The 24,670-nt window shown below is 67.6% G+C and carries 26 protein-coding genes; 13 read left to right on the top strand and 13 right to left on the bottom strand.

The genetic code is table 11. From position 1 onward, the window contains the following. Positions 1–104 precede the first annotated feature (104 nt). A complete protein-coding gene (locus AC1RSI_RS10810) occupies positions 105–2,225 on the top strand; it encodes a M13 family metallopeptidase (protein ID WP_035310012.1) in 2,121 nt (706 codons plus the stop codon). A gap of 372 nt (positions 2,226–2,597) precedes the next feature. On the opposite strand, the gene hisS is transcribed toward AC1RSI_RS10810, so the two are convergent. After that, positions 2,598–4,088: a histidine--tRNA ligase gene (hisS, locus tag AC1RSI_RS10805; protein WP_154725819.1), complete on the bottom strand. Its 1,491-nt coding sequence runs from the start codon at positions 4,086–4,088 to the stop codon at positions 2,598–2,600. Positions 4,089–4,244: 156 nt separating this feature from the next. Here hisS and AC1RSI_RS10800 point away from each other — a divergent pair, with 156 nt between their 5' ends. Then, positions 4,245–4,478 (top strand): hypothetical protein, encoded by a 234-nt coding sequence (locus AC1RSI_RS10800; RefSeq protein WP_035310016.1) that lies wholly within the window; start codon positions 4,245–4,247, stop codon positions 4,476–4,478. A 21-nt stretch (positions 4,479–4,499) separates the two neighbouring features. Here AC1RSI_RS10800 and hslV read toward each other — a convergent pair whose 3' ends face one another. After that, positions 4,500–5,054, bottom strand: coding sequence for an ATP-dependent protease subunit HslV (gene hslV / locus AC1RSI_RS10795; protein WP_008259677.1), 555 nt, complete (start codon positions 5,052–5,054; stop codon positions 4,500–4,502). A gap of 132 nt (positions 5,055–5,186) precedes the next feature. Between hslV and AC1RSI_RS10790 the strand changes: the two genes are divergently transcribed. The 3 genes from AC1RSI_RS10790 to AC1RSI_RS10780 all read left to right on the top strand — a co-directional run bounded on the left by AC1RSI_RS10790 (position 5,187) and on the right by AC1RSI_RS10780 (position 6,866). Continuing rightward, positions 5,187–5,597 carry a BLUF domain-containing protein gene (locus AC1RSI_RS10790; protein ID WP_155988159.1) on the top strand — a complete coding sequence of 137 codons (411 nt, stop codon included), beginning with the start codon at positions 5,187–5,189 and terminating at the stop codon, positions 5,595–5,597. 82 nt (positions 5,598–5,679) lie between these two features. Next, entirely contained in the window at positions 5,680–6,090 is a 411-nt protein-coding gene (locus AC1RSI_RS10785) for a BLUF domain-containing protein (RefSeq protein ID WP_008261602.1), read from the top strand. A gap of 38 nt (positions 6,091–6,128) precedes the next feature. Beyond that, the gene (locus AC1RSI_RS10780) at positions 6,129–6,866 is read left to right on the top strand and encodes a HesA/MoeB/ThiF family protein (protein ID WP_008259649.1); all 738 of its coding nucleotides are present in this window, start codon (positions 6,129–6,131) and stop codon (positions 6,864–6,866) included. A 3-nt stretch (positions 6,867–6,869) separates the two neighbouring features. Here the strand turns inward: AC1RSI_RS10780 and AC1RSI_RS10775 are convergent, their stop codons facing one another. Further along, positions 6,870–7,121, bottom strand: a complete 252-nt coding sequence (locus tag AC1RSI_RS10775; protein ID WP_008262988.1) for a hypothetical protein — start codon at positions 7,119–7,121, stop codon at positions 6,870–6,872. Positions 7,122–7,240: 119 nt separating this feature from the next. On the opposite strand from AC1RSI_RS10775, the gene AC1RSI_RS10770 reads away from it, so the two are divergent. Further along, positions 7,241–8,446: a DUF6880 family protein gene (locus AC1RSI_RS10770; protein ID WP_035308597.1), complete on the top strand. Its 1,206-nt coding sequence runs from the start codon at positions 7,241–7,243 to the stop codon at positions 8,444–8,446. Here AC1RSI_RS10770 and AC1RSI_RS10765 read toward each other — a convergent pair. Continuing rightward, positions 8,443–9,429, bottom strand: coding sequence for a 2-hydroxyacid dehydrogenase (locus AC1RSI_RS10765; RefSeq protein WP_008262236.1), 987 nt, complete (start codon positions 9,427–9,429; stop codon positions 8,443–8,445). The genes AC1RSI_RS10770 and AC1RSI_RS10765 overlap by 4 nt on opposite strands. 66 nt (positions 9,430–9,495) lie before the next feature. Here AC1RSI_RS10765 and AC1RSI_RS10760 point away from each other — a divergent pair, with 66 nt between their 5' ends. The 4 genes from AC1RSI_RS10760 to AC1RSI_RS10745 all read left to right on the top strand — a co-directional run bounded on the left by AC1RSI_RS10760 (position 9,496) and on the right by AC1RSI_RS10745 (position 13,361). Continuing rightward, on the top strand, positions 9,496–10,068 hold the full coding sequence (locus tag AC1RSI_RS10760; protein WP_008262295.1) for an SH3 domain-containing protein: 573 nt from the start codon (positions 9,496–9,498) through the stop codon (positions 10,066–10,068). Positions 10,069–10,145: 77 nt separating this feature from the next. Beyond that, positions 10,146–10,682, top strand: coding sequence for a 3-hydroxyacyl-[acyl-carrier-protein] dehydratase FabA (fabA, locus tag AC1RSI_RS10755; RefSeq protein WP_008263519.1), 537 nt, complete (start codon positions 10,146–10,148; stop codon positions 10,680–10,682). Positions 10,683–10,759: 77 nt separating this feature from the next. Next, the gene (fabB, locus tag AC1RSI_RS10750) at positions 10,760–11,977 is read left to right on the top strand and encodes a beta-ketoacyl-ACP synthase I (RefSeq protein WP_008262961.1); all 1,218 of its coding nucleotides are present in this window, start codon (positions 10,760–10,762) and stop codon (positions 11,975–11,977) included. A gap of 340 nt (positions 11,978–12,317) precedes the next feature. Then, positions 12,318–13,361 (top strand): aspartate-semialdehyde dehydrogenase, encoded by a 1,044-nt coding sequence (locus tag AC1RSI_RS10745; protein WP_008262198.1) that lies wholly within the window; start codon positions 12,318–12,320, stop codon positions 13,359–13,361. Positions 13,362–13,379: 18 nt separating this feature from the next. Here AC1RSI_RS10745 and truA read toward each other — a convergent pair whose 3' ends face one another. The 9 genes from truA to AC1RSI_RS10700 are packed head-to-tail and all read right to left on the bottom strand — an operon-like array spanning position 13,380 to position 20,485. Next, on the bottom strand, positions 13,380–14,123 hold the full coding sequence (gene truA / locus AC1RSI_RS10740) for a tRNA pseudouridine(38-40) synthase TruA (protein ID WP_008259305.1): 744 nt from the start codon (positions 14,121–14,123) through the stop codon (positions 13,380–13,382). Then, complete coding sequence (gene fmt / locus AC1RSI_RS10735) at positions 14,123–15,046, bottom strand: methionyl-tRNA formyltransferase (RefSeq protein WP_008264402.1); 924 nt, start codon at positions 15,044–15,046, stop codon at positions 14,123–14,125. Before fmt ends, truA begins: the two co-directional genes overlap by 1 nt. A gap of 27 nt (positions 15,047–15,073) precedes the next feature. Beyond that, entirely contained in the window at positions 15,074–15,316 is a 243-nt protein-coding gene (locus tag AC1RSI_RS10730; RefSeq protein ID WP_008262062.1) for a hypothetical protein, read from the bottom strand. After that, a complete protein-coding gene (def, locus tag AC1RSI_RS10725) occupies positions 15,316–15,894 on the bottom strand; it encodes a peptide deformylase (RefSeq protein ID WP_008262368.1) in 579 nt (192 codons plus the stop codon). The genes AC1RSI_RS10730 and def overlap by 1 nt, the downstream gene beginning before the upstream one ends. 44 nt (positions 15,895–15,938) lie before the next feature. Further along, entirely contained in the window at positions 15,939–16,340 is a 402-nt protein-coding gene (locus tag AC1RSI_RS10720) for an acyl-CoA thioesterase (protein ID WP_008260913.1), read from the bottom strand. Positions 16,341–16,373: 33 nt separating this feature from the next. Continuing rightward, the gene (locus tag AC1RSI_RS10715) at positions 16,374–16,994 is read right to left on the bottom strand and encodes a hypothetical protein (protein WP_008264269.1); all 621 of its coding nucleotides are present in this window, start codon (positions 16,992–16,994) and stop codon (positions 16,374–16,376) included. Position 16,995: 1 nt separating this feature from the next. Next, positions 16,996–18,168, bottom strand: a complete 1,173-nt coding sequence (locus AC1RSI_RS10710) for a polysaccharide biosynthesis/export family protein (protein ID WP_008264281.1) — start codon at positions 18,166–18,168, stop codon at positions 16,996–16,998. 30 nt (positions 18,169–18,198) lie between these two features. Further along, positions 18,199–19,482 (bottom strand): glycosyltransferase family 4 protein, encoded by a 1,284-nt coding sequence (locus AC1RSI_RS10705; RefSeq protein ID WP_008259324.1) that lies wholly within the window; start codon positions 19,480–19,482, stop codon positions 18,199–18,201. A gap of 10 nt (positions 19,483–19,492) precedes the next feature. After that, the gene (locus tag AC1RSI_RS10700) at positions 19,493–20,485 is read right to left on the bottom strand and encodes a KpsF/GutQ family sugar-phosphate isomerase (protein ID WP_008263429.1); all 993 of its coding nucleotides are present in this window, start codon (positions 20,483–20,485) and stop codon (positions 19,493–19,495) included. Positions 20,486–20,683: 198 nt separating this feature from the next. Here AC1RSI_RS10700 and otsB point away from each other — a divergent pair, with 198 nt between their 5' ends. The 3 genes from otsB to AC1RSI_RS10685 are packed head-to-tail and all read left to right on the top strand — an operon-like array spanning position 20,684 to position 24,668. Further along, a complete protein-coding gene (gene otsB, locus AC1RSI_RS10695) occupies positions 20,684–21,412 on the top strand; it encodes a trehalose-phosphatase (protein ID WP_492322603.1) in 729 nt (242 codons plus the stop codon). Positions 21,413–21,416: 4 nt separating this feature from the next. Then, on the top strand, positions 21,417–23,201 hold the full coding sequence (locus AC1RSI_RS10690) for a glycoside hydrolase family 15 protein (protein ID WP_008263767.1): 1,785 nt from the start codon (positions 21,417–21,419) through the stop codon (positions 23,199–23,201). A 54-nt stretch (positions 23,202–23,255) separates the two neighbouring features. Further along, positions 23,256–24,668: an alpha,alpha-trehalose-phosphate synthase (UDP-forming) gene (locus tag AC1RSI_RS10685; RefSeq protein ID WP_008264209.1), complete on the top strand. Its 1,413-nt coding sequence runs from the start codon at positions 23,256–23,258 to the stop codon at positions 24,666–24,668. Positions 24,669–24,670 lie beyond the last annotated feature (2 nt).

The raw sequence follows: 24,670 nt of genomic DNA, 5'->3' as shown, positions 1-24,670 counted from the left end.
CGTCGCGACCGTTTCATGAACTTTTTTTAAGGCGACAGCCCCAACCTCGGGTCTAGGGTCCGCTCCAACCTGCCCGCTTCAGGGGTGGAACCTAGGATACAGTGATGAAAAGACTGCTTATCGGCGCCGCTGTCGGCGCCCTTTTGGCGCCTGCCGCCGCCTTCGCCCAGGACATCGACCACGACCACGCCTGTATCGACGAGACCTGCTCGATCGTCTCGCTGTTCTCGGGCGAGGAGACCGCAGCCGGCTGGCAGGGCGTGGACGCCCCCCGCTACGGAACCTGGGGCTTCGATCTGAACGGCCGCGACACCTCGGTGAACCCGGGCGACGACTTCTTCCGCTACGCCAACGGCGCGGCCTTCGACAAGCTGGTCATCCCCTCGGACCGCACCAGCTACGGCTCCTTCGCCCTGCTGCGCGAACTGTCGGATAACCGGATGAAGGAACTGGTCACGGGTCTGGCCGCACGCACCGACCTGACGCCCGGCTCGGATGAGGCCAAGGTGGCCGACGCCTATCGGTCCTATATCGACCAGGCGCGCATCGATCAGCTGGACGCCCAGCCGCTGCAGCCCTATCTGGCCGCCATCCGCGCCGCCGACAGCCATGATAAGATGGCCGTCTACATGGGCCAGACGGTCGGCCGTTTCGGCGGCTCCTTCTTCGGCACCGGCATCACCATCGACGCGAAACAACCGACCCGCTACGTTGTCTCGACCGGTCAGTCGGGCATCGGCCTGCCCAACCGCGACTATTATCTGGACGCCCGCTACGCCGACAAGAAAGAGAAGTATCAGGCCTATGTCGCCGACATGCTGGGCATGATCGGCTGGGCGAACCCGGTCGAGACCGCCGCCCAGATCGTCGCTCTGGAGACCAAGATCGCCGGGGCGCACTGGACGCCGGTCGAGAACCGCAACCGCGACAAGACCTATAACGAGGTCACCATCGCAAAACTGACCCAGGATGCGCCCGGCTTCGATTGGCAGGCCTATTATGATGCGGCCGAACTGGGCGGCGTGCCCCGCCTGATCGTGCGTCAGGACACGGCCATGCCCAAGATCGCGGCCCTCTACGCCGAGACGCCGATCGAACTGCTCCAGGCGTGGGAAGCCTTCCACACCGCCGACGACATGGCCCCCCTGCTGTCGCAACGGTTCTCGGACGCCCAGTGGGGCTTCCGCTCGCGTGACCTGTCGGGCCAGCCGGAACAGCGCACCCGCGAGAAGCGCGCCATCTCCTTCGCCGAGGGTTCGCTGGGCGAGGCGACGGGCCGGCTCTATGTCGCCCAGTATTTCCCGGCCGAGTCCAAGGCCAAGATGGAAGACCTGGTCGCCAATCTGCGCACCGCCCTGTCGCACCGCATCGACAACCTCAGCTGGATGGGCGACGAGACCAAGGCGGCGGCCCAGGAGAAGCTGCGGAAATTCACCGTCAAGATCGGCTATCCGGACAAGTGGCGCGACTATTCCGGCCTTGATATCCGTGCAGACGACCTGGTCGGCAACGCCGAGCGGCGCGGTCTGTTCGAGTGGAACTACGACCTCGCCCGTCTGAACGACCCGGTCGACAAGACCGAATGGGGCATGACGCCGCAGACGGTGAACGCCTACTACAACTCGGCCAATAACGAGATCGTCTTCCCGGCCGCCATCCTGCAACCGCCCTTCTTCGATCCGAACGGCGACCCGGCGGTCAACTACGGCGGCATCGGCGGCGTGATCGGCCACGAGATCGGCCACGGCTTCGACGACCAGGGCTCCAAGTCCGACGGCGACGGCGTGCTTCGCAACTGGTGGACGCCTGCGGACAAGGCCAATTTCGAGGCCCTGACCGCCCGTCTGGGCGCGCAATACGCTACCTACGAACCGATCGCCGGCTACACCATCAACCCCGGTCTGACGATGGGCGAGAACATCGGCGACGCCTCGGGCGTGGCCGTGGGTCTTGAGGCCTATCATCTGTCGCTGGCCGGAAAGCCCGCCCCGGTGCTGGATGGAACGACCGGCGACCAGCGCTTCTTCTACGGCTGGGCCCAGGTCTGGCAGTCGAAATATCGCGACGAGGCCCTGAAGCAGCAGGTCGCCACCGATCCGCACTCGGCCGCCCAGTTCCGGGTCATCGGCCCGCTGCGCAACGTCGACGCCTGGTACGACGCCTTCGACGTCGAGCCGGGGACCAAATACTATCTGACGCCGGAAGAGCGCGTCCGCATCTGGTAGGCGGCGCCCATTCGAGAACGGAAAAGGCCGGGGTTCGCCCCGGCCTTTTTCATGGCGGACGCCTCGACAAATCGCCCCGGAAACCTCGAGACCACATCGAAATAGTCTACATATTGTCCATGGCGCGGGCGGCTCCAGGCGCGAAAAAGCCCGCTGCGGGGGATACATCGCAGCGGGCTTTCGCGCTCTTTGAAGAGCGGACGTTTCCTCCCCGAAACGCCTTCGAGTGCTGCGCGCTTGAGCAACGCTTGCCCTCGAGTGAGTTCATTTGGCCTATCGGACCCTGCGGCGTCAACGCACGTATCGGGCGGAGTCGAACTTTCTTCGACTTATCATTGATAAGTCATATTTCGCGCAAGTTATTCTCGAAGCTTATTCGATAATAGCCTTGATCGCAGCGATCAGGCCCTCCCGAGGGATCTTCATCTGGCCCGGACGCTCGGCCTTCCAGGCGTCGTTGTCGGTGATGGCGGCGGCCGCGGCGCGGCCGGCGTCCAGGTCCTTGATGGTGACTTCGCCCGCCGCAATCTCATCGCCGCCCAGGATGACGACGGCCGGAGAACCGCGACGGTCGGCGTATTTCATCTGGGCCTTCATGCCCGCACGGCCCAGATAGAGCTCGGCGGCGATACCGGCGGCGCGCAGTTCGGCGACCGCGGCCAGATAATGAGCCATGTCGTTGTCGGAAAAGACGATGACGACGACGGGGCCGCGCACGGCGTCTTCCGCCCCGCGGCCGGCGGCGCGCAGGGCCGAGGCCAGGCGCGAGACGCCGAAGGAGAAGCCGGTGGCGGGCACGCTCTGGCCGGTGAAGCGGGCGACCAGATCGTCATACCGCCCGCCGCCGCCGATGGAGCCGAACCGGACCGGACGGCCCTTGTCGTCAACGGTGTCCAGCAACAGTTCGGCCTCGAACACCGCGCCGGTGTAATATTCCAGCCCACGCACGATGGTGGGATCGAACTTCACCGCCTCCTGGCCGACCCGCATGGCGCCCAGCGCCCGGTCGATGGCGGCCAGTTCGTTCAGCGCCGCCTCGCCCGCCGCGCCCAGGTCGCCCGAACGGGCGACGGCCTCCAGGGTCTCGGCTCGTGACAGGCCCGGCGTATTGGCCGAGGCCAGGAAGGCCTCGATGGCGGCCGTCACCCTGGCCGGCAGGCTTGCGCCCTTGGTGTAGTCGCCGGAGTCGTCCAGCCGGCCTTCGCCCAGCAGTTGGACGACGCCGTCCCAGCCCAGCCGGTCGAACTTGTCGATGGCGCGCAGGGCCGTCAGCCGCTGGCCCGCCTCGGTCACGCCGCCGGCGTCGAACAGACCGTCGAACAGCTTGCGGTTCGAGACGCGGATCTGGGCCTGGCCCGCATCAAGGCCGGCGGCGCCCAGACCCTCGCAGGCCATGGCGATGATCTCGGCGTCGGCCTCGGGCCGGTCCGAACCCACGGTGTCGGCGTCGCACTGCCAGAACTCGCGGAACCGGCCCGGCCCTGGCTTCTCGTTGCGCCACACCGGCCCATAGGCGTAGCGGCGGAACGGCTTGGGCAGGGTCTCCCAGGTCTGGGCCGCGAACCGGGCCAGAGGGGCGGTGTGGTCGTAGCGCAGGGCCATCCACTCGCCCGGCTCGTCCGAACCCGCATCGTCCTGGAGCGCGAACACGCCTTCATTGGGCCGGTCGGCGTCGGGCAGGAATTTGCCCAGGGCGTCGGCGTATTCGAAGGCCGGGGTCTCCAGCGGCTCGAAGCCCCAGCGCTCATAGACCTCCGACACGCGCGCCACGATGCGGCGTTCGGCGGTCAGGTCGCGGCCGCGCTTGTCGGCGAAGCCGCGCGGATTGCGGGCGAGGGGTCGAAGGGGGGCGTCATCGGTCATGGCGCGCGCTTAAGCCAAGGGGGAGATGATCGCAACGTATCGCCGGCGGCCATGCAGGGCGCATACGCCTGTGAATTGCAGGCAGCCTGTTGTTCCTGCAAAGAAAAACCGGACCGCGAAGGAACAAAGGCGAAACGCTGTCCGTTGTTTCGCGCCATGACCCCACACGCCGTCCTCGTCTCCAAGACCTGCATCACCTCCGATCACCGGACCATCCGGTGGTGGGAATGCGAATTGGTCGATGAGGACGGCGCCCGACGCATCCGCGAACAGGCCTTCTTCTCCATCGGCGAAGCTCGATCCTGGGCGTCGTCCCAGGGCTATCCGGTCGAGGAGGCGTCTTTGCCCGGGGGGCGGACGTCAAGGCCTTGGGTCCCGTCGCCGACGTGATCTGAGCCCGTCGCGGGCCGATCAGGGCTCCAGCGTCTCCACCGTCAGATTGCCGTTCGTATAGACGCAGATCTCGGCGGCGATCTTCATGGCCTTGCGGGCGACGGCCTCTGCGTCGAGGTCGGTCTCCTCGATCAGGGCGCGGGCGGCCGACAGGGCGTAGTTGCCGCCCGAGCCGACGGCGGCGACCCCGTGTTCAGGCTCCAGCACGTCGCCGACGCCGGTGACGGTGAAGATCGACGACTTGTCGGCGACCAGAAGCATGGCCTCCAGCCGGCGCAGATAGCGGTCGGTGCGCCAGTCCTTGGCCAGGTCGACGCAGGCCCGCGCCAACTGGTCCGGATACTGCTCCAGCTTGGCCTCCAGCCGTTCGATCAGGGTGAAGGCGTCGGCTGTGGCGCCCGCGAAGCCGGCCAGCACCTTGCCGCCCGCCAGGGTCCGCACCTTGCGCGCCGCGCCCTTGACGATGGTGGGCCCCATGGAGACCTGACCGTCGCCCGCGATGACGGTGCGGCCGTTCTTGCGCACCGCCAGAATGGTGGTGCCGTGCCAGTCGGGAAAATTCGATTGAGTCATGATCCGCAGATGGCGCGACGGGCCTCGTCGATCAAGAGCGCGCGACGCCGGATAACGTCGTCATATTTATACCCATGTTTCTCTTATAACGCGCCATCCTTGACCGGAAGATCCGACATGGGAGATCGAAAATTGCTCTATCGCGTGCTTCTCGTGAGTGAAACAGTCGCGGCGGTTGAACGCTCGCCCTTGATGCTGGCTGACATTCTCGGCGCGTCTGAACGCAACAACCGTCGCGACATGATCGGCAGCGCCATGATGTTTCATGAGGGTCAGGCCGCCATGATGCTGGAAGGCATGCGCGCGGACCTCGATCGGTTGATCGCGCGCCTTCTTTCGGACGGTCGTCACCGAAATCTCAAGATCGTCGAGGATCGCCCCATCGTGCACCGTCGTGTGGCCGAGCCGGTCAAGCTCAACGCCATGTCGCCTCATCAGGCGGGCGAATATCTGGGCGGTCGCCGACTGGACCAGCTCGCCGCCTCGGTGCTGGAGCGGCTGTTGTCCTGCGACGGATTGCGTGTCTCGAGCTGTGCGGTCTGACGCCTTTGCTGCGTGTTTCGTTAACTCTATGGCCTTACTTCGGTCCTTGTGGCTGTAAATTGTAAAAGCGTAAGAGTAATCAATGAGTTTGTTCCGTATTGTCTATGTCAGCGACGCCGTGGGCGACGCGGGCGTGGGCCTGCTGCCCCTGATCGACATCATCGGCGCGTCGGACCGGAACAATCGCCGGGATCATGTGACCGGGGTGCTGATGCGCCACGACGGCCGGTTCTTTCAGGCCATTGAGGGCGCGCGGGTCGACCTGGATCGGTTGATGGGCCGGCTGCGCGCCGATCGACGCCACACCAATATCCGCATCCTCGCCGAGCTTGTGATCGATCAGCGCCTGTTCCCGGGGTGGGCCATGGCCCAGACGGACGCGTCGCCGGGGCTGGAGCGCCTGCTGGCCGAGGGGCTGGATCATACGAGCGTGAGCGCGAGCGCCGACAGGATCGTGTCGGAGGCGAGCCGGAGCCTGGCCGCCGTCTCCTGAGGCCTCGCGCCCAAGCCTGCCGCTCGCTAGAGAAGGGCATGGTTTTCTCTGAAGACGAAGTCGAACGCTACGCCCGGCATCTGGTCCTGTCCGAGATCGGGGGGCCGGGCCAGCAGGCCCTGAAGCGCGCGCGGGTGCTGATCGTCGGGGCCGGCGGCGTGGGCGCACCGGCGGCCCTCTATCTGGCCGCAGCCGGCGTCGGGACGTTGGGTCTGATCGACGACGACGTGGTGGGTTTGTCGAACCTGCAGCGCCAGATCGCCTTTTCCACGCCCGAGGTGGGCCGGCCCAAGGTCGAAGCGGCCGCCGAACGCCTGGGCGGGCTGAACCCGCATGTGACGATCCAGACCTTCGCCGAACGGCTGACGCCGGACAACGCCGCCGATCGGATCGGCGGTTTCGACATCGTGCTGGACGGGACCGATGATTTCGAGACCCGGCTGATCGTCAACGCCGCCTGTGTGGCGGCCGACAAGCCTCTGGTCTCGGGCGCCCTGGGGAGATGGAGCGGCCAGGTGGGGGTATTCGCCGGTCGGCCCTGTTACCAGTGCCTAGTGCCCGAGGTTCCGCCGGACGCCGAGACCTGCGCCCGTGTCGGCGTGGTCGGCGCCCTGGCGGGCGTGGTCGGGTCGATGGCGGCGCTGGAGACGATCAAGCTGATCACCGGGGCGGGCGAGGCTCTGGCCGGGCGGCTGATGCTGTACGACGGTCTGGCGGCGACGGCGCGGACGGTGCGGGTGACAGCCGACCCCCAGTGCCCGGTTTGCGGCGGCTGAACCTCAGGCGGCCGTGGCGAAACGGACGTCGGCCAGATCCAGATCCGGGATGGGCGGGGCGAAGCCCAGGGCGGGGTTGCTGAGCACCGTCACCAGCCGCTCGCCGCAGTACAGATAGAGGGTCTCGAACCCGACCCAGGTCCGGGCGAGCTCGGCCAGAGCCTGATTCGCCGCCGAGTCGTCGGTCGCGCCCAGAACACAGATGTCACGCACCGGAACGCCCGGCAGGTTGACGATACAATAGTAGGAGTCCAACGCACGCTTCCTCAGACAGGTCGCCGGAAACGAAGCTCGCTCGCGGCGGTTCCTCCCCTGCCCGTGGTTTTCGACAGCCGTGTGAGTCCGGTCCGACAGACTTGTGAAAAGGAGACCTGATGGCCCGACGCCCCGCCTCGCCCAAACGTCTGAACGCCGCCAGCCTGGCGTCCCTGGGGGCGGAGCGGCTGGGCGAGCTTTTGATGCAGGCGGCGGACGGCGACGCCTTGTTGAAGCGGCGTCTGCGGCTGGTGCTGGCGGCCGAGGCGGGGGTCGAGCCCCTGACGGTCGAGCTGGACAAGCGGCTGACGGCCCTGGCGTCTGCACGGGCGCGGGTGTCCTGGCGCAAACGGCCGGACCTGCTGCGCGACCTCGACATGCTGCGCCGCGCGGTGGTGGAGGATCTGGCCCCGACGGCGCCCGTCGCCGGGCTGGATCGGTTGATTGCCTGGTTCGACCTGTTTCGTGGGCTGACCTTGCGGGTCAAGGATCCGCGCGGCGAGATGACGGCGGCGTTCGAGGCGGCGGCTCCCGATCTCTGGACCGTCGCTCAGACGGCGCTGATGGATCAGGCCGCTATGGAACGTCTGGCCGCCGCCATCGAACGCCATCCGCTCGACTACGCCCGCTGGATCGGCGCGGCGGGCGAGGCCCTGACGCCGGAACTGGCGCGGGCCGTGCTGGCGGGGCTGGACACCAGTTCGGGCGTCCGCGGCGCGCGCACGGCGATCCGGCGACTGGCGGACCGGGCTGAGGATCTGGATCTGTGGCTGTGGTTGGTCACGCCCGATGAACAGGGCTCGCCGGATTTCGCGGCGGCGGCGGCGCGGCGGTTGCTGACGGCGGGCCGGGTGGTCGAGGCGCGGCAGGCCCTGGAGGCGGCGTTGAAGCCGTCGGCCGCGAACCGGCGCTTCACCTTCGGCCGGTCGCCCGCGGCGGGTCCGCCGCCCCTGACCCCGGCCTGGGAGGCGGCCTCCATCGACCTGCTGGAGGCAGAGGGGCGCAAGGCCGAGGCCCAGGACCTGCGCTGGGTCCTGTTCGAACGCGACCTGTCGGCGCCGGCATTGCGTGACTATCTCGCCCGTCTGCCCGACTTCGACGATGTCGAGGCCCTGGACCGCGCCCTGGCCCATGCCGCGACCTATGCGGACTTCGAGACCGCCCTGGGCTTCCTGATGGACTGGCCCGCCCACCGCGAGGCCGCCGCCCTGGTCGAACGCCGCGTCCGCGAGGTCCGGTCGCCCTTGGCGATGAAGGCCGACTGGGCGGCGCGGCTGGCGCAGAAATATCCGGATGCGGCCGAACGACTGCTGGCCGCGCCCTAAAGCATGGCTGGAATCACCCGGTCCGGCGGGCGGTGGCCGTTCTGGTAGGTCATGACATTGGCGATGACCCGGTCGCCCATGTCCTGGCGCGCCTCCAGCGTCGCCGAGCCCAGATGGGGCAGCAGCACGACATTGGGCTGGCCCAGCAGGCCGGGGTGGATGGCCGGCTCGTTCTCGAACACGTCCAGGCCGACGCCGGACAGGGACCGGGTCGCCACGGCCTGGGACAGGGCCGCCTCGTCGATCAGATCGCCCCGCGCGGTGTTGATCAATATGGCGTGGGGCTGAAGCCGGGCCAGGCGTTCGGCGGACAGCAGATGATGCGTGTCTTTCGTCGCCGGGCAGTTCAGCGAGACGATGTCCATCCGCGCCAGCATCTGGTCCAGATCGTCCCAGTAGGTGGCGCCCAGTTCCTCCTCGATCAGGGCGGAGACGGGCTTCCTGTTGTGGTAATGGACCTGCAGGCCGAAGGCCCTGGCGCGACGAGCCAGGGCCTGGCCGATCCGGCCCATGCCGACGATCCCCAGCCGCTTGCCCCACAGTTTGCGGCCGCACATCCAGGTCGGGGTCCAGCCCTCGAACCGCCCCTCGGCCACCACCTGGGCGCCTTCGACGATGCGGCGGCTGACGGCCAGGATCAGGCTCATGGCCAGGTCGGCGGTGTCCTCGGTCAGGACGCCGGGGGTGTTGGTGACGATGATCCCGCGCGCCACGGCCGCGTCGATGTCGATATGGTCCACCCCGGCGCCGAAGTTGGCGATCATCTTCAGCTGGTCGCCGGCGCCGTTGATCAGGTCGGCGTCGATGACGTCGGTGATGGTGGGGACCAGAACCTCGGCGCGCTGAACCGCCGCCTGAAGCGCCGCCCGGTCCATCGGCTGGTCCTTCAGGTTCAGCTCGGCGTCGAAAAGCTCGCGCATCCGCGTCTCGACCGCGTCGGGCAGGCGTCTGGTTAATACGACCTTAAGCTTGCGGACGGACATTGCGGGCCTTGGTTAGCGGGCGGCGATTTCAGGATCGAAAGCCCGCGCGACGGGTCGTTCCATCCAGTGTCTAGCAAAGCCTCCGCCATCTTCCAAAGCCTGCGACGCCGCAGCGCCCTCGCCCTGGCCATTCTGGGCGTGGGCCTCATGGCCGGCGCGGGCGCGACCATGCCCGACGGCCGGCCCACGCCGACGGGGCTGGAGGTGCCGCGCTGGATCTCGCTGAAGTCGTCGCACGTGCGCGCGCGTCAGGGACCGGGGCTGGACTATCCGATCCTGTGGGAATACCGCGCCGCCGGCCTGCCGGTGCAGGTGGTCGCCGAGACGACGGAATGGCGCAAGATCTGCGACCCGGACGGGGCCGTGGCCTGGATCCACCGCACGGTGTCGTCGGGCCGCCGGTCCGTCTTCAACACCTCGCCCGAAGAAGTGATGATCCACGCCGGCAAGTCCCAGGCCTCGGCCGTGCGGGCGCGCCTGTCGCCCCGTTCGCTGGTGTCGCTGGACGAGTGCGAGGACGGCTGGTGCCAGGTTCGGGCGCGCCGCCTGCGCGGCTGGGTCCAGGAACGGGCGGTGTTCGGAACCCAGCAGAGGGCGCTGTGCAACGCCAACCGCCCCGCCGGGACCGGTCGGGACTGACCGCCGTAACCCTTGGTGTTGAGCGAAGTCGCGCGGTCGTGTAACCCGCCAGCAACAGCAGACGTAACGGAACCGCCTTGACCCAGTCCCAATATCCCTCGTCCTTCGATCACGAGGCCCTGCTCGCCTCCGGGCGCGGCGAACTGTTCGGTCCCGGCAATGCGCAACTGCCCGCCCCGCCGATGCTGATGTTCGACCGGATCACCCAGATCTCGGCTGACGGCGGCGCGCACGGCAAGGGCTATGTCGAGGCCGAACTCGACATCAATCCCGAGCTCTGGTTCTTCCAGTGCCACTTCATCGGCGACCCGGTCATGCCGGGCTGCCTGGGCCTGGACGCCATGTGGCAACTGGTCGGCTTCTATCTGGGCTGGATCGGCGGCCCGGGCCGCGGCCGCGCCCTGGGCGTCGGCGAGGTCAAGTTCACGGGCCAGGTCACCCCGGACATCAAGAAGGTGGTCTACAAGATCAACCTGAAGCGGGTCATCAATCGCAAACTGGTCATGGGCATCGCCGATGGCGTGCTGGAGGCCGACGGCGAGGTGATCTACACCTGCAATGACATGCGGGTGGGACTCTTTGGCGCCGCCAAGGATGAGCAAGCGGGCGCCTAAACGCCTATATAACCGCGGACAGCGCGGAAGGCCCCCGCTCGAGAAGCTCGGGTCGAGAAGCTTAAGAAGGAAACACCATGCGTCGTGTCGTCGTCACCGGCCTGGGCATCGTCTCTTCCATCGGCCACGGCGCCGAAGAGGTGACCCAGTCCCTGCGCGAAGCCCGTTCGGGCGTAGTCCATGCGCCCGATCACGCCAAATACGGCTTCCGCAGCCAAGTCTGGGCCCCGCCCAAGATCGGCCCGTGGGAAGAACTGATCGACCGCCGCGCCGCCCGCTTCCTGGCCAACGGCACGGCCTGGGCCCACATCGCCTTTGAAGAGGCGCTGAAGTCGTCGGGCATGACGGCCGAAGAGATTCGCGACGACCGCATCGGCCTGATCGTCGGCGAGGGCGGCCCCTCGACCCAGGTGATCCTCCAGGCGGCGGCGACCACCATCGAGAAGACCTCGCCCAAGCGGATCGGCCCGTTCGCCGTGCCGAAAGCCATGGCGTCCGGCCCCTCGGCCGTCCTGTCCACCTGGTTCCAGATGCGCGGCGTCAACTATTCGATCAGCTCTGCCTGCGCGACCTCCGCCCACTGCATCGGCGCCGGGGTCGAACAGATCCAGTGGGGCAAGCAGGACGTGGTCTTCGCCGGCGGCTGCGAGGACATCGACTGGTCCATGTCGAACATGTTCGACGCCATGGGCGCCATGTCATCCGACTTCAACGAGACCCCGTCCGTCGCCTCGCGGGCCTATGACGTCAACCGCGACGGCTTCGTCATCGCCGGCGGCGCCGGCGTCGTGGTGCTGGAAGAATACGAGCGGGCCAAGGCGCGCGGCGCGACCATCTATGCCGAAGTCACCGGCTATGGCGCCAATTCCGACGGCTACGACATGGTCGCCCCCTCAGGCGAGGGCGCCCAGCGCTGCATGAAGATCGCGCTGGAACAGGCCGGCAATCCGAAGATCGACTATCTGAACCCGCACGGCACCTCGACCCCGGTCGGCGACTCCAAGGAAATGGAGGCCGTCCGCGCCATCTTCGGCGACCAGATGCCGATGATCTCCTCGACCAAGTCGCTGACGGGCCACTCGCTCGGCGCGGCGGGCGCTCAAGAGGCCATCTACTGCCTGCTGATGATGCAGAACGGTTTTGCGGCCGAGAGCGCCCATATCGAGACCCTGGATCCGGCCTTCGAGGGCATGCCCATCCTGCGTCAACGCCACGAGGGCGAACTGACCCACGTCATGTCCAACAGCTTCGGCTTCGGCGGCACCAACGGCACGCTGATCCTGTCCAAGGTCTGAGCCGCGACGCCCAGCCACGTCATCCTCGGGCTTGACTCGAGGATGACGTGAGAACGGCAGGGGCCGATGCTTTATTGCGTGCACGAGCCACTGACGCCCGCCTTCACGCCATTTTTTTTTCGCGTTAGCCAGTTTACAGTGACAAGTCTCGCCCTTAGAGAGCGTCGCCGTGACCCGCGCCCTGACCAATGCGATTACCTCGAAAACCACCGGCTTCGGCGGGGCGGTTTCGGGTGTGCGCGAGGTCTGAAGCGCCGAACCCCGATCCCAAGCCCCGCCGATGCGCGGGGCGGTCGATCCGGCTGAACCCCGCGCCTCCATCCTTCCAGGAGACGCCTGAATGTCCTTTTCCCCGTCCAATCCTCCTCACGTCGGCATCGTCGGCGCCACCGGCCTCGTCGGCGAGATGATGCGCGGCCTTCTGGCCGAGCGGAACTTCCCGCTGGCCTCGCTGCGCCTGTTCGCCTCGGCCCGGTCGGCAGGCAAGACCATCCACTTCGGCGAGACCGAGATCGTGGTCGAGGACGCGGCGAGCGCCGACTACGCCGGGTTGGACATCGTCTTCTTCTCGGCCGGCGGCGATACCTCCAAGGCCCTGGCGCCCAAGGTGGCCGCCGCCGGGGCGGTGGTGATCGACAACTCCTCCGCCTGGCGCAGCGACCCCGAGGTGCCGCTGGTCGTCGCCGAGGTGAACCCCCACGCCCTGGCGCACCTGCCCAAGGGGATCATCGCCAACCCCAACTGCACCACCATGGCCGCCATGCCGGTGCTGAAGCCCCTGCACGATGCGGCGGGGCTGAAGCGTCTGACGGTCTCGACCTATCAGGCCGTCTCGGGCGGCGGGGTCGAGGGAATTCGCGTACTGGAGGACCAGGCGCGCGCGGCCGTGGGGCAGGGCGCGGCCCTGGCCCGCGACGGCGGGGCAGTGGACTTCGGCGCGCCCGAGAAGTGGGTCGTGCCGATCGCCGCGAACGTCGTGGCCCTGAACTATACGCTCGGCGAGGACGGCTATACCGACGAGGAGCTGAAGCTGCGCGACGAGAGCCGCAAGATCCTGGAGATCCCCGGCCTGCCGGTCTCGGGCACCTGTGTGCGGGTGCCGGTCTTCACCGGCCACTCCCTGTCGATCAATGTCGAGTTCGATCGGGCGCTGTCGGCGGCCCAAGCGCTGGAGCTGCTGGCCCAGGCGCCGGGCGTGGTCGTCACCGCCGTGCCGAACCCGCTGGAGGCGGCGGGCCAGGACCCGGTCTTCGTCGGCCGGGTGCGCTCCGATCCGACGGTCGAGCACGGCCTGGCCCTGTTCGTCTCGAACGACAATCTGAGGAAGGGCGCGGCCCTGAACGCGGTGCAGATCGCCGAGGTTCTGGTTCAGCAGCGCGGTTGACCCGGCCCCAGGCGGGGTTCAGTCGTAGCGCACGCCGCTGAGATAGAGCCCCGCCGAGGGGGCGACGGGGCCGCACCGGGCGCGGTCCTTCGCCTCCAGCGCCGCCTTGACGTCATGGGCGGTCCAGCGGCCCAGACCCACCTCGACCAGGGTGCCGGCCATCGACCGGACCTGGCGGTGCAGGAAGCTGCGCGCCTGGAAGACCAGATGCACCTCCTCGCCGAACCGGCTGACGCGGGCCACGTCCAGGGTCTTGACCGGCGACTTGGACTGGCAGCCCACGTCGCGGAAGGTGGTGAAGTCGTGCAGGCCGACCAGGACCTGGGCCGCCTGGTGCATGGCCTCGGCGTCCAGGCTCTTCTTGACGTGCCAGACCCGGTCGCGCTCCAGCACCGGCTGGGGGCGGCGGTTCAGGATCCGGTACAGATAGCCCCGGCCGGTGGCGGAGAAGCGGGCGTGCCAGTCGGGATCGGGCGCGTATTCGGCCGACAGGACGCAGACGTCCTGTTTGATCAGATGGGCGTTGACGGCGTTCAGGACGGTGTCCACCGGCCAGTCGCGCTCCAGATCGGCATGGATCACCTGGGCCGTCGCATGGACGCCGGTGTCGGTGCGGCCCGCAGCGGCGATGCGGATACGCTCGCCTGAAAAGGCCAGTATGGCGGCCTCGACCGCGCCCTGAACCGTCGGCTGGTCCGCCTGGGCCTGAAAGCCGTTATAGGCCGTGCCGTCGTATTCGAGGGTCAGCTTGTAGCGCGGCATCAGCCGAGCACGGTCCCGGCCGGCAGGGCGAAGCCGCGCAGCATCTCCTCGGCCGATTGCGCCGCCTTGCCCTCGCGCTGAACCCGGATCAGGCGCACGGCGCCGGTTCCGCAGGCGACAGTCAGGGCGTCGTCCAGCACCGCGCCGGGCGCGCCGGATCCGTCGGCCAGGGCCGACAGCAGGGCCTTGATCCGAACCGGCCCCGCTTCTGACGGGGCTTCGAACCAGGCGCCGGGGAAGGGCGACAGGCCGCGGATATGGGCGTCCACCTCGGCCGCCGGACGGGTCCAGTCGATGCGGGCCTCGGCGGGGGTGATCTTGCGGGCATAGGTCGGCTCGCCGACCTGTTCGGTGGGGGTGACGCCGCCGCGATCTATGGCGGCCAGGGCGCGGGGCCACAGGCCGGCGCCGACATGGGCCATGCGTTCGGACAGGCTGGCGGCCGTGTCGTCGGGCCGGATGTCCATCACCTCGCCCAGCAGGATCGGTCCTTCGTCCAGGCCCAGGCTCATCTGCATGATCTGGACCCCGGTCTCGGCGTCGCCGGCCATGATCGCCCTCTGGATCGGCGCCGCGCCGCGCCAGCGGGGCAGCAGCGAGCCGTGCAGGTTCAGACAGCCCAGCCGGGGCGCGGCCAGCACCTCGGCGTTCAGGATCTGGCCGTAGGCGACGACGCAGGCGGCGTCGAGGTCCAGGCTCTGGAAGTCGGCGACGGCCTCGGGGGCCTTCATGCTGTCGGGCGTGAAGACCGGCAGACCCATGGTCTCGGCGAAGGCGTGAACCGGCGACGGCGTCAGCTTCTGGCCCCGGCCCCTGGGGCGCGGCGGCTGCGAATAGACGGCGACGATCTCGTGGCCCGAGGCGAGAAGCTCGGCCAGAGACGGCACGGCGAAATCGGGAGTTCCCATGAAGGCAAGGCGCATGGGCACGCCTTTAGAACTTTAGGTCGCCTACTGCCAGCGGGTGAAGACGCCGCCGCCCTCATCCCACTCGCCGCCGGCGTCCAGGGCGTCGTCGAAGTCCAGCAGCCGGTCCAGCAGCAGGCCCGCCACCACGCCCAGCAGGGCGACGCCGGCCAGGGTCGCGACCCCGGCGACGCCGATCTTCTGGCTGCGGGTCAGGCGACGGCGGCCTTGGGTGTCGATGACCAGGGACTGGCCGCGGCGGGGCAGGCGTGAGGTGCGTTTGGTCATCAGGCGGCGATCCTGTCGCGGGCGGCCTTCTTGACCTTGGTCACGGCGCGATCCCGCTTGAGCCGCGACAGATGGTCGATGAAGAGCACGCCGTTAAGGTGGTCCATCTCGTGCTGGATGCAGACGGCGTAGAGGCCTTCGGCCTCTTCCTCCACCGACTGACCGTCACGGTTCAGATAGCGAATGCGGACGCGGGCGGGGCGTTCCACCTTGTCGAAATACTCGGGGATCGACAGGCAGCCCTCTTCGTAGGTGTAGAGCTCGTCCGAGGTCCACAGGATTTCCGGATTGGCGAAGAAGCGCGGGTTCTTGCGCGCCTCGGCCGCTTCCGGCGTGTCTTCTTCCTCGGTTTCGCAGATCGTGCCGTCGCGATCGCCCAGGTCCATGACGATGACCCGGTCCAGCGCCCCGACCTGAACGGCGGCCAGACCGATGCCCGGCGCTGCGTACATGGTCTCCAGCATGTCATCCATCAGCGCACGCACGGCGTCGTCCACGGCGGCGACGGGCTTGGAGACCTGTTTCAGAATCGCCAGGTCGGCGGGGATGTCGATGGTGAGGATACGTCGGATGGCCATGGCCGGGACGTAGGCGCGCCCCGGCGTCAGGTCAAGATTTGCGCCTATTCCTTGCCCGGCAGCGGGCGCGGCTTGCGGTTCTCGTCGATGGCCACATAGGTGAAGACGCCCTGGGTCACGCGGACCGAGGTCGCCAGGGGCTGACCGCGCGCGCGTTTCCAGGCCTCGACATGGATGCGGATCGAGGTGCGGCCGGTGCTGATGACGTCGGCGTAGATGCTGACCTCGTCGCCGACGGCGACCGGCTGGTGGAACACCATGCCGTCCAGGGCCACTGTGGCGCAGCGGCCCTGGGCCAGTTCGAAGGCCGGGGTGGCGCCCGCGACGTCCATCTGGGCCAGCAGCCAGCCGCCGAAGATGTCGCCTTCGGGGTTGGTGTCCGCCGGCATGGCGATGATGCGTCCGACCGGACGGGTCTCGGGCGGATATTCGGGCGCGTCGGACATGGGCAGACTCTGGCGTTCGGGAAGGCGGCGTTCCTAGCGCGCCTCGGACGACTTGTCGCGCTTCGCACGGGGTTTCCGGGGCGTCTTAGCGGCCTTGGGCGGTTCGGATCGGGGAGGCGTCCGGGTCAGGCGCGACGCGGTTACGGCCTTTGAGTCCCTGAGCGCGCGCCAGGCGCCGCCCAATTCCAGCGCGATCAACAGATGATCTTCTTTGAGAACTCCGCGACGGGCGGCCCGCAGATCAGCGATCTCGTTCAGCAGACGGGACGCCGCGCGAAGGTCCGCCCGGCCGGACCTCGCGCCCAGGTCCTGCAGGCGGGCGAAGCGCCAACCCATCTCTGAGGGGTGGTCCAGCGTCAGGGCGAAGCGCGCCTCTGGCGACAGCGTGGCGGCGATGAAGGTCCAGGCCTCCGTGCCCGGCGCCTTGCGGTAATGGCCCGGCTTAGTCGGGAGTCCGGCGCGGGCATAGACTTCCAGCGCGCCGGTCTCGATCTCGACGAGCGCGATCTCCAGAGGGTCTGGCGCAGACGGCTCGAGATCGGACGGACGGTCGAAGGGAGCCGCCGCCGCGCTGTCGTCGTCTGTCCTTCGAAGGCGACCGGACGCGGCGGGGCCGCTCAGTTGGGACAGCAGGATCCGCCAGCGCCCCAGCACCTCAGTCGATGTTGACGGCGCTGGTCACCGACACGTCATAGACCACGCGAGTGACAGTCTGAACGAACTCGAAGAATTTCCGCGCCTCGGCGGCGCCGGCCAGGGGCACATAGATCACGTCTTCCGGCATGATCTGCATATTGGTGGCGGCGAAGACGTTGGCCGCCTCGTTGAAGTTCAGCTCATAGACCACGGGCACGCCCCGCGGGGTAGCGGGCTGGTTGATCCCCAGGGCTTGCGCCACTTCCGGACGCTCGAAGCGGAAGACCATCACGCGACGGGCGTTGGCTGTATTGGTGTTCAGTCCGCCGACCTTCGACATGGCGCCGGTCAGGGTCATGACCCCGGCGGGCATGTCGACCTGCGTCACCGCATTCAGGGCGCCGAAGGTCGAGAAGCGGCGCGGCTTGTACTGGACATTGATCACGTCGCCGCGTTGCAGGCGGACGTTCTCGCCGAACTCCGTCGTCACGGCGGTCATGGGGGCCGTATAGGTCTGGCCGCCGCGTTGGACGCTGATGGTCAGGTCGTCGGTCTCACGCGCGGAGCCGCCGGCGGCGGCGATCACGTCCAGAATCCGGTCGCTGTTGACGCCCAGCGGCGCGCGACCGGGCCGGCGCACGTCGCCGAAGACATTGACCGTATTGGAGGCGTTGTCGGCGATGCCGACCAGAACCTGGGGATTGGCGACCTTGCCGACCAGGGCGCGCCGAACGGCCGCCGCCGCCTGGGGCGCCGTCAGACCCTGGACGCGGACCTGGCCGGCGAAGGGCACGGCGACCGAGCCGCTGCGGTCGACGGTCACGCCCGGCAGGGCCTGGGACCCGCCGGACAGGGTCGACAGAGAGCGATTGGCGCTGGAGCCGCTGCCGAGCGCGCCGCCGAACAGGGAGCCCGAGGGATCGTAGATCGAGATGGCCAGGGTGTCGCCAATGCCGATCACATCGGCCGGCTGCTCGCTGGAGGCGGCGACCAGGGTGCCGAAGAACTGGGGCGGCACCGCCTTCATCCGTTCGGTGGCTTCATAGGTGAGGGGCACCAGAGCGTAGCTGCCCAGACCCTGGGGCGTCGTGGCGCCGGCGTTGATCGAGGCGCCTGAAGGTCCGTCACGCGGCAGGGTGGAGCACCCGCCCAGAATGGCGACGATGGCGAGGGGGAGGATGGTGCGAGTCATGAAGCAGGACGGCCCTTGTTCGCGGACTGATTACAAGTCTTTGGAGACGCCCGCCAGAGGCGAAGCCGGCGTTAGACCGATGGCCTCGGCGACGATGTCGAAATGTCCCGCCCAGGACGGCGCCGACTGAGGCGTCGGCGGCGCGGGTCTTTCCTGGGCGGCGCGTTCGACCGCCGCCAGCCAGCCGAGCCCATCCAGCGGATCGATCAGCACCGCATTGGGCGTGAGTTCGCGGTGGGCCGGAATGTCCGAAGCGAACAGGGACAGCCCCATGGCGCGGGCCTCGACCGCCGGGAGGTCGAAGCCTTCGACCGAAGACGGCGCCAGAACCGCCCGCGCCCCCCGCATCAACCGCGCCAGCAGGACGTCGGAGAGGTTGGACGCCTGGTGCACGACGCCTTGCAGGTTCGGCGACCGTTCCAGATGATCCAGCACCGCCTCATTCTCCCAACCGTAGCGCCCGACCAGCACAAGGGACGGCGTCCTCTCGCCCAGCCGTTCTTCCAGCCGCCGCCAGACGGTCAGTAGAAGCGCCAGATTCTTGCGGGCCTCGATCGTGCCGACATGAACGAAATACGGTCGGGTCGTCTCTACGATGTCGCCGTCGATGAAGACGGGCTCCAACCCAAGGTGCGCGACATGGACGGGCGGTTGAGGCAGGCCTTCGCGAGAGGCGAAGGCGCGCAGCTCGTCGCCTGTGGAGGCCGAGTTGACGATGACGCGGCTGGCGTATCGCAGGGTGTTGGCGACCCGGGCGTGATGTTTGGCGCCGTCGCCGGCACGGCAGAATTCCGGATGGGTGATCGGAATCAGGTCGTGGAGCAGAACAACCCGTTCCACACCCGCCGCCTCCAGCTCAATCAAGGCCGTCGGCTCGTGCAGCGTGGTGTGGCCCACGTTGAGATAGAGATCGGCGGCCGGCGGCGCGACGACATGGCGCGAGCGGAAAAACTGTTTGAGCACCCGGCTTCTGTCCGCCGGCTTTTTGAGCGACGGCGCGGGCGGCGGGCTGATCACCGACAGGTTCGGGCGAACCGATGCGGTCAGCGCGGCCAGCAGCCGCGCCTCGTGCGCCGGATCGCCCGACGCATCGGCAGCCCCATTCCACCGCGCCCGTAGTTCGCCGACGAACCGGCGGAACCACTCGGTATCGACCGCCACCAGTCGGTTCTTGCGGCCCCTCACCGGTATGGTGACGACGTCGGGGCGGGACAGCAGCCATTCGGCATAGGCCAGACAGACCCGATCGACTCCCGTGGGGGCTGAACGGTCGGCCCGGCTCATCAGCCGGCTGGCGTCGTAGAGGATTCGCATGTTCGAGGCGTCAGGCGACGTAGCCGGCCTGCATCAGTTCGGCGATGTGGACGATGGCGGTCGGCCGGCCTTCCTCGACGACAAACAGGTTGGCGATCTTGTTCGCGGTCAGCAGATCGACGACGTCGCTCATCCGCGCGTCCGGATCGACGGTGATGGGATTGGGACCCATGATGTCGGCCGCCGTCAGATTGGTGGTGTCGCGCTGGAAGGCGCGGCGGAGGTCGCCGTCGGTGACGATCCCCGCCAGCGTCCCGTCCAGGTCAAGCACGGCGACGGCGCCCTTTCGTCCCTCGGTTATGGCTGAAACGACTTCACTGAAGTTGGCGTTCAGGGGCACGCTGGCCGGGGCCGCTGCATTGTCTCCCATCCATTCGCGCACGCTTTGCAGGCTCATGCCCAGGGCGCCGCCGGGGTGGTGCAGGCCGAAGTCCATGGCGCTGAAGGCGCGGCGGTCCATCAGCACCATGGCCAGGGCGTCGCCGAGGGCCAGGGTCATCAGGGTCGAAGTCGTCGGCGCCAGGCCGTTGGGGCAGGCCTCGGCCACCTTGGGCATGGTCAGGCAGACGGCGGCGTTGCGGCCCAGGAAACTGGCGGGCCGCTGGGTGATGGCGATGACCGGTATGCCGTTGCGATGGCAAAATATCAGCGGATCACGCAGTTCGCGGCTCTCGCCCGAGTTTGAAATGGCCAGGACGGTAACGTCCGGGCGCAACATGCCCAGGTCGCCATGGCTCATTTCGGCGGGATGGACGAAGAAGGCGCTGGTGCCGGTCGAGGCCAGGGTGGCGGCGATCTTTCCGCCGATATGGCCCGACTTGCCCATGCCGGTGACGATCACATAGCCCGGCCGGCTCATGATGACATCGACGGCGCGAGCCATCGAAACGTCGATCGACCGCTCCAAGGCCTCCAGCGCCTCGATGTTCAGCCGCATCACGTCGCGGGCGCGATCGGTCATGGCGGCGATGTCATCGGGAGACGAGTGGGCGATCTCGGTCATGGTCTGTCAGGCCCCTTGTGGGCTCTCCTTGGTGCGAGGCGCGCGATCTGCCCCATCCCAAGGCCGCGCGCAACGTGTCCTTTCAGACGACTTTGTCGCTTTCGGGTCAACCTTTGCCGGAGTGGCGCGTTACGAGGTGCTGGGGAAGTCAAAATGAGTGCACGCCACATGCCGTCTCACGCCGGAGCAGAAGCTCTATTGCTGCCGCCGCCGCCTGTCGTCGCGGACGGGATCGCCCTGTTCCTGGATATGGACGGCGTTCTGGCGCCCATGGCGCCGACGCCGGACGGCGTTGGACCGGTCGCGCGTCGAACGGCCGCGCTGAAGGCGGTCGAAGCGCGACTGACGGGCCGTGTCGCTATCATCAGTGGCCGGACAATAGCCGAGATCGACCGGATTTCCGATCACGCCCTGACCTCGGCTTCCGGCGTGCATGGGCTGGAGCGTCGTCTGAAAGACAAGTCCATCCGCCGCGGCGCGCCTGACGCCGGCGTCGCCGTGGCCCTGGCCGGCTTCAAGGCCTTCGCCGCAGATCGACCGGGCGTCATCGTCGAGGACAAGGGTGTCTCGGCCGGGCTGCACTATCGCCAGGCGCCGGATCAGACGGACGCGGCCAAGGCCTTGGTCAAACGCTTGCAGGCCGAAACAGGCCTGAGCCTGCAACCCGGCCATATGGTGCTGGAACTCAAGACGCCCGGCGCCGACAAGGGCACGGCCGTGACCGATTTCATGCAGGACGCCCCGTTCAAGGACGCTATCCCTGTCATGCTGGGCGACGACCTGACCGACGAACACGGGTTCGAGGCTGCGGCGGCTCTGGGTGGATATGGCGTGCTGGTGGGGCCGCAACGCGAGACGGCCGCCCGCTATCGACTGGACGACGTAGACGCCGTCCTGACCTGGCTCGAAGCCGTGGCGAAGGCCTGAACCGATGAAACCCAATCTTGATCTCTTCCCCATCGGCAACTGCGCCATCAGCGCCCTGATCGATCGTCAGGGCCGGTTCGTCTGGGCCTGTGCGCCGCGCGTGGACGGCGATCCGGTCTTCTCGTCCCTGATGAACGGCGAGGATCCGGCGCACGGCTACTGGTCCGTCGAACTGGAGGGGCTGGAGCACGTCAGCCAAGCCTATATCCGCAACACGCCGGTGCTGCGCACGGTGTTGACGGCGGAAGACGGCGCTGCGGTCGAGATCATCGACTTCGCCCCGCGCCATCCGAAACACTCACGCACCTATCGGCCCCTGGCCTTCGGACGGATCGTGCGGCCGCTGAAAGGCACGCCGCGCATTCGCATCCGGCTGCGGCCGTCCGCCGACTGGGGCGCCCGGCCGGCGCCTTGCACGTCCGGTTCGAACCATATCCGCTTCATGTGTCCCGACGTGACCTTCCGCCTGACCACCGACTGTCCGGTGTCGCATGTGCTGGAAGAGCGGGTGTTCCGCCTGGAAAGGCCGCACGCCTTCTTCATGGGGCCGGACGAGGGCTATGATCAGGACGTCGGTCCCGGGGTTCAGGCGGCGCTGGATCGCACCGTGGCCTATTGGCAGGACTGGGTGCGCAAACTGTATCTGCCGCTGGATTATCAGGAGGCGGTCATCCGCGCGGCCATCACCCTGAAACTGTGCGCCTATGAGGAGACGGGGGCCATCGTCGCCGCCATGACCACCTCGGTGCCCGAGTTCAAGGAGAGCGGCCGCAACTGGGACTATCGCTACTGCTGGATCCGCGACGCCTACTATACGGTGCGGGCGCTGAACCGGCTGGGCGCGGTCGACATCCTGGAAAACTATCTCGGCTATCTGCGCAATCTGGTCGATGACGCTGCGGGCGGCCATGTGCAGCCGGTGTATGGGGTGGGTCTGGAGCCCGGCATCGGCGAGAGCATCGTCGATACGGTCGAGGGCTATCGCGGCATGAAGCCGGTGCGGATCGGCAATCAGGCGCACGAGCATCTGCAACACGACGTGTACGGACAGATCGTCCTGCCTCTGGTCCAGGCCTTCTATGACCAGCGTCTGCTGCGTCCCGGCACGGTCGAGGATTTCCACGCCCTGGAGAAGGTCGGCGAGCGGGCCTTCGCCATGCATGACCAGACCGACGCCGGCCTGTGGGAGTTCCGCACCATCGCCCGCGTCCACACCTATTCGTCGGTCATGTGCTGGGCGGCGTGCGACCGTCTGGCCAAGGCGGCGGACCATCTGGGCCTCAGCGCGCGGGGCGAAGTCTGGCGTGAACGGGCCACGATCATCCGCGAGCGGGTCGAGAGCGAGACCTTCCTGCCGGACGAGGGGCGGTTCGCCGCCAGTTTCGGCGGTCGCGAACTGGACGCCTCGTTGTTGCAGCTGACGGATCTGGGTTTCCTCGACGCCCACGACCCGCGTCAGGTCGCCACCTTCGACGCCATCGAACGCGATCTGAAGAAGGGCGCCTTCCTGTTCCGCTATGTCGAACCGGACGATTTCGGCGAACCGGAGACGGCGTTCAACTTCTGCACCTTCTGGTTCATCGAAGCCCTGCACCAGAACGGCCGGGTCGAAGAAGCCCGGGAAATTTTCCAGGAAATGCTGAGCCGTCGCACCGAGGCGGGCTTGCTGAGCGAAGATATTTCGGTCGAGGACGGCGAACTGTGGGGCAACTATCCCCAGACCTATTCTCTGGTCGGCATCATCAATTGCGCCGTGATGTTGAGCCGTTCTTGGACCGACGTGCGTTAAACCGCCGAACGCCGTGTCTGACCCCGGGGCTGGGGTCGTTGCCGAAGTGAAATCATGAGCCGTCTTATCGTCGTATCCAACCGGGTTTCGGCCCCCACCGATCCTGCCGCCGGCTCGGCCGGCGGGCTGGCCATGGCCTTGTCCGCCGCCTTGAGAAAATACGAGGGGCTGTGGTTCGGTTGGTCAGGCGAGACGATCGAGACCTTCACCGGCGAAATGAAGGTGGAGGACCGGGCCGGGGTCACGGTCGGCCTGGTCGATCTGGAGCCGCAGGACGTCGACGAATACTACAACGGCTACGCCAACAAGACCCTGTGGCCGCTGTTCCATCACCGCATCGATCTGGCTCAGTACGAAAGGTCCTACGGCGAGGGCTATGAGCGGGTGAATCGACGGTTCGCCGAGGTTCTGGCGCCGGTGATCCAGCCGGACGACGTCATCTGGATTCACGACTATCACATGATCCCGATGGCGCGGGACCTGCGCCGCCTGGGGATCCGCAACCGGATCGGCTTTTTCCTGCACACGCCCTGGCCGGCGCGTCAGCTGCTGGTCACCTTGCCCCACCACCGGCGACTGGTGGAGTCGATGTTCGATTTCGACCTGATCGGCTTCCACACCCAGGAATGGAGCGACCTGTTCACCGACTATGTGGTCAGCGAAGCCCAGGGCGAACTGTTCGGCCACGGCGGGCTGGAGTGTTTCGGGCGACGGGTTCAGACCGGCGTCTTCCCCATCGGCATCGACGTGGACGGCTTCCTGGCGGCGCGGAACTCGACGCTGGGCGCCCGGACCTATGACCGGATGGCGGCGTCGGCGGCCTTCCGGTCCATGATCGTCGGCGTGGACCGGCTGGACTATTCCAAGGGGCTGGAGGAACGGCTGCTGGGCTATGAGCAGTTCCTGCACGACAACGCCTCGATGCGGGGCGAGGTCTTCCTGCTGCAGGTGACGCCCATCTCGCGCGACGACGTGGACTCGTATCAGGATCTGCGGGCGCGTCTGGATTCCCTGGCGGGACGGGTCAACGGCGCTTTCGGCGACATGGACTGGCAGCCGATCCGCTATCTGAACCGCACCTATCGCCGCGATCAGCTGGCGGGCATCTATCGGGCGGCCAAGGTCGGGCTGGTGACGCCGTTGCGCGACGGCATGAACCTGGTGGCCAAGGAATATGTCGCGGCCCAGAACCCCGACGATCCCGGCGTTCTGATCCTGTCGCGGTTCGCCGGGGCGGCGGAACAGATGGGCGAGGCCCTGCTGGTCAATCCCTACAGCCGCGAGGAACTGTCGGACGCCATCCAGAAGGCCCTGACCATGCCCCTGTCCGAAAGAATCCGGAAATGGGAGGCCCTGATGCAGGTGGTGCGCGACACCGATGTCGGCATCTGGCGCGACGACTTCGTCAAGGCGCTGCGGTCTGTGGCGAGCGAGCCTGAATCAACCCAGTGGGCGGGGGCGGCCTGAGC

Source organism: Brevundimonas sp. GW821-FHT10E09, from assembly GCF_058809375.1.
Note: the sequence above shows the minus strand (reverse complement) of the source record. Positions and strands in the feature narration are given on the sequence as shown.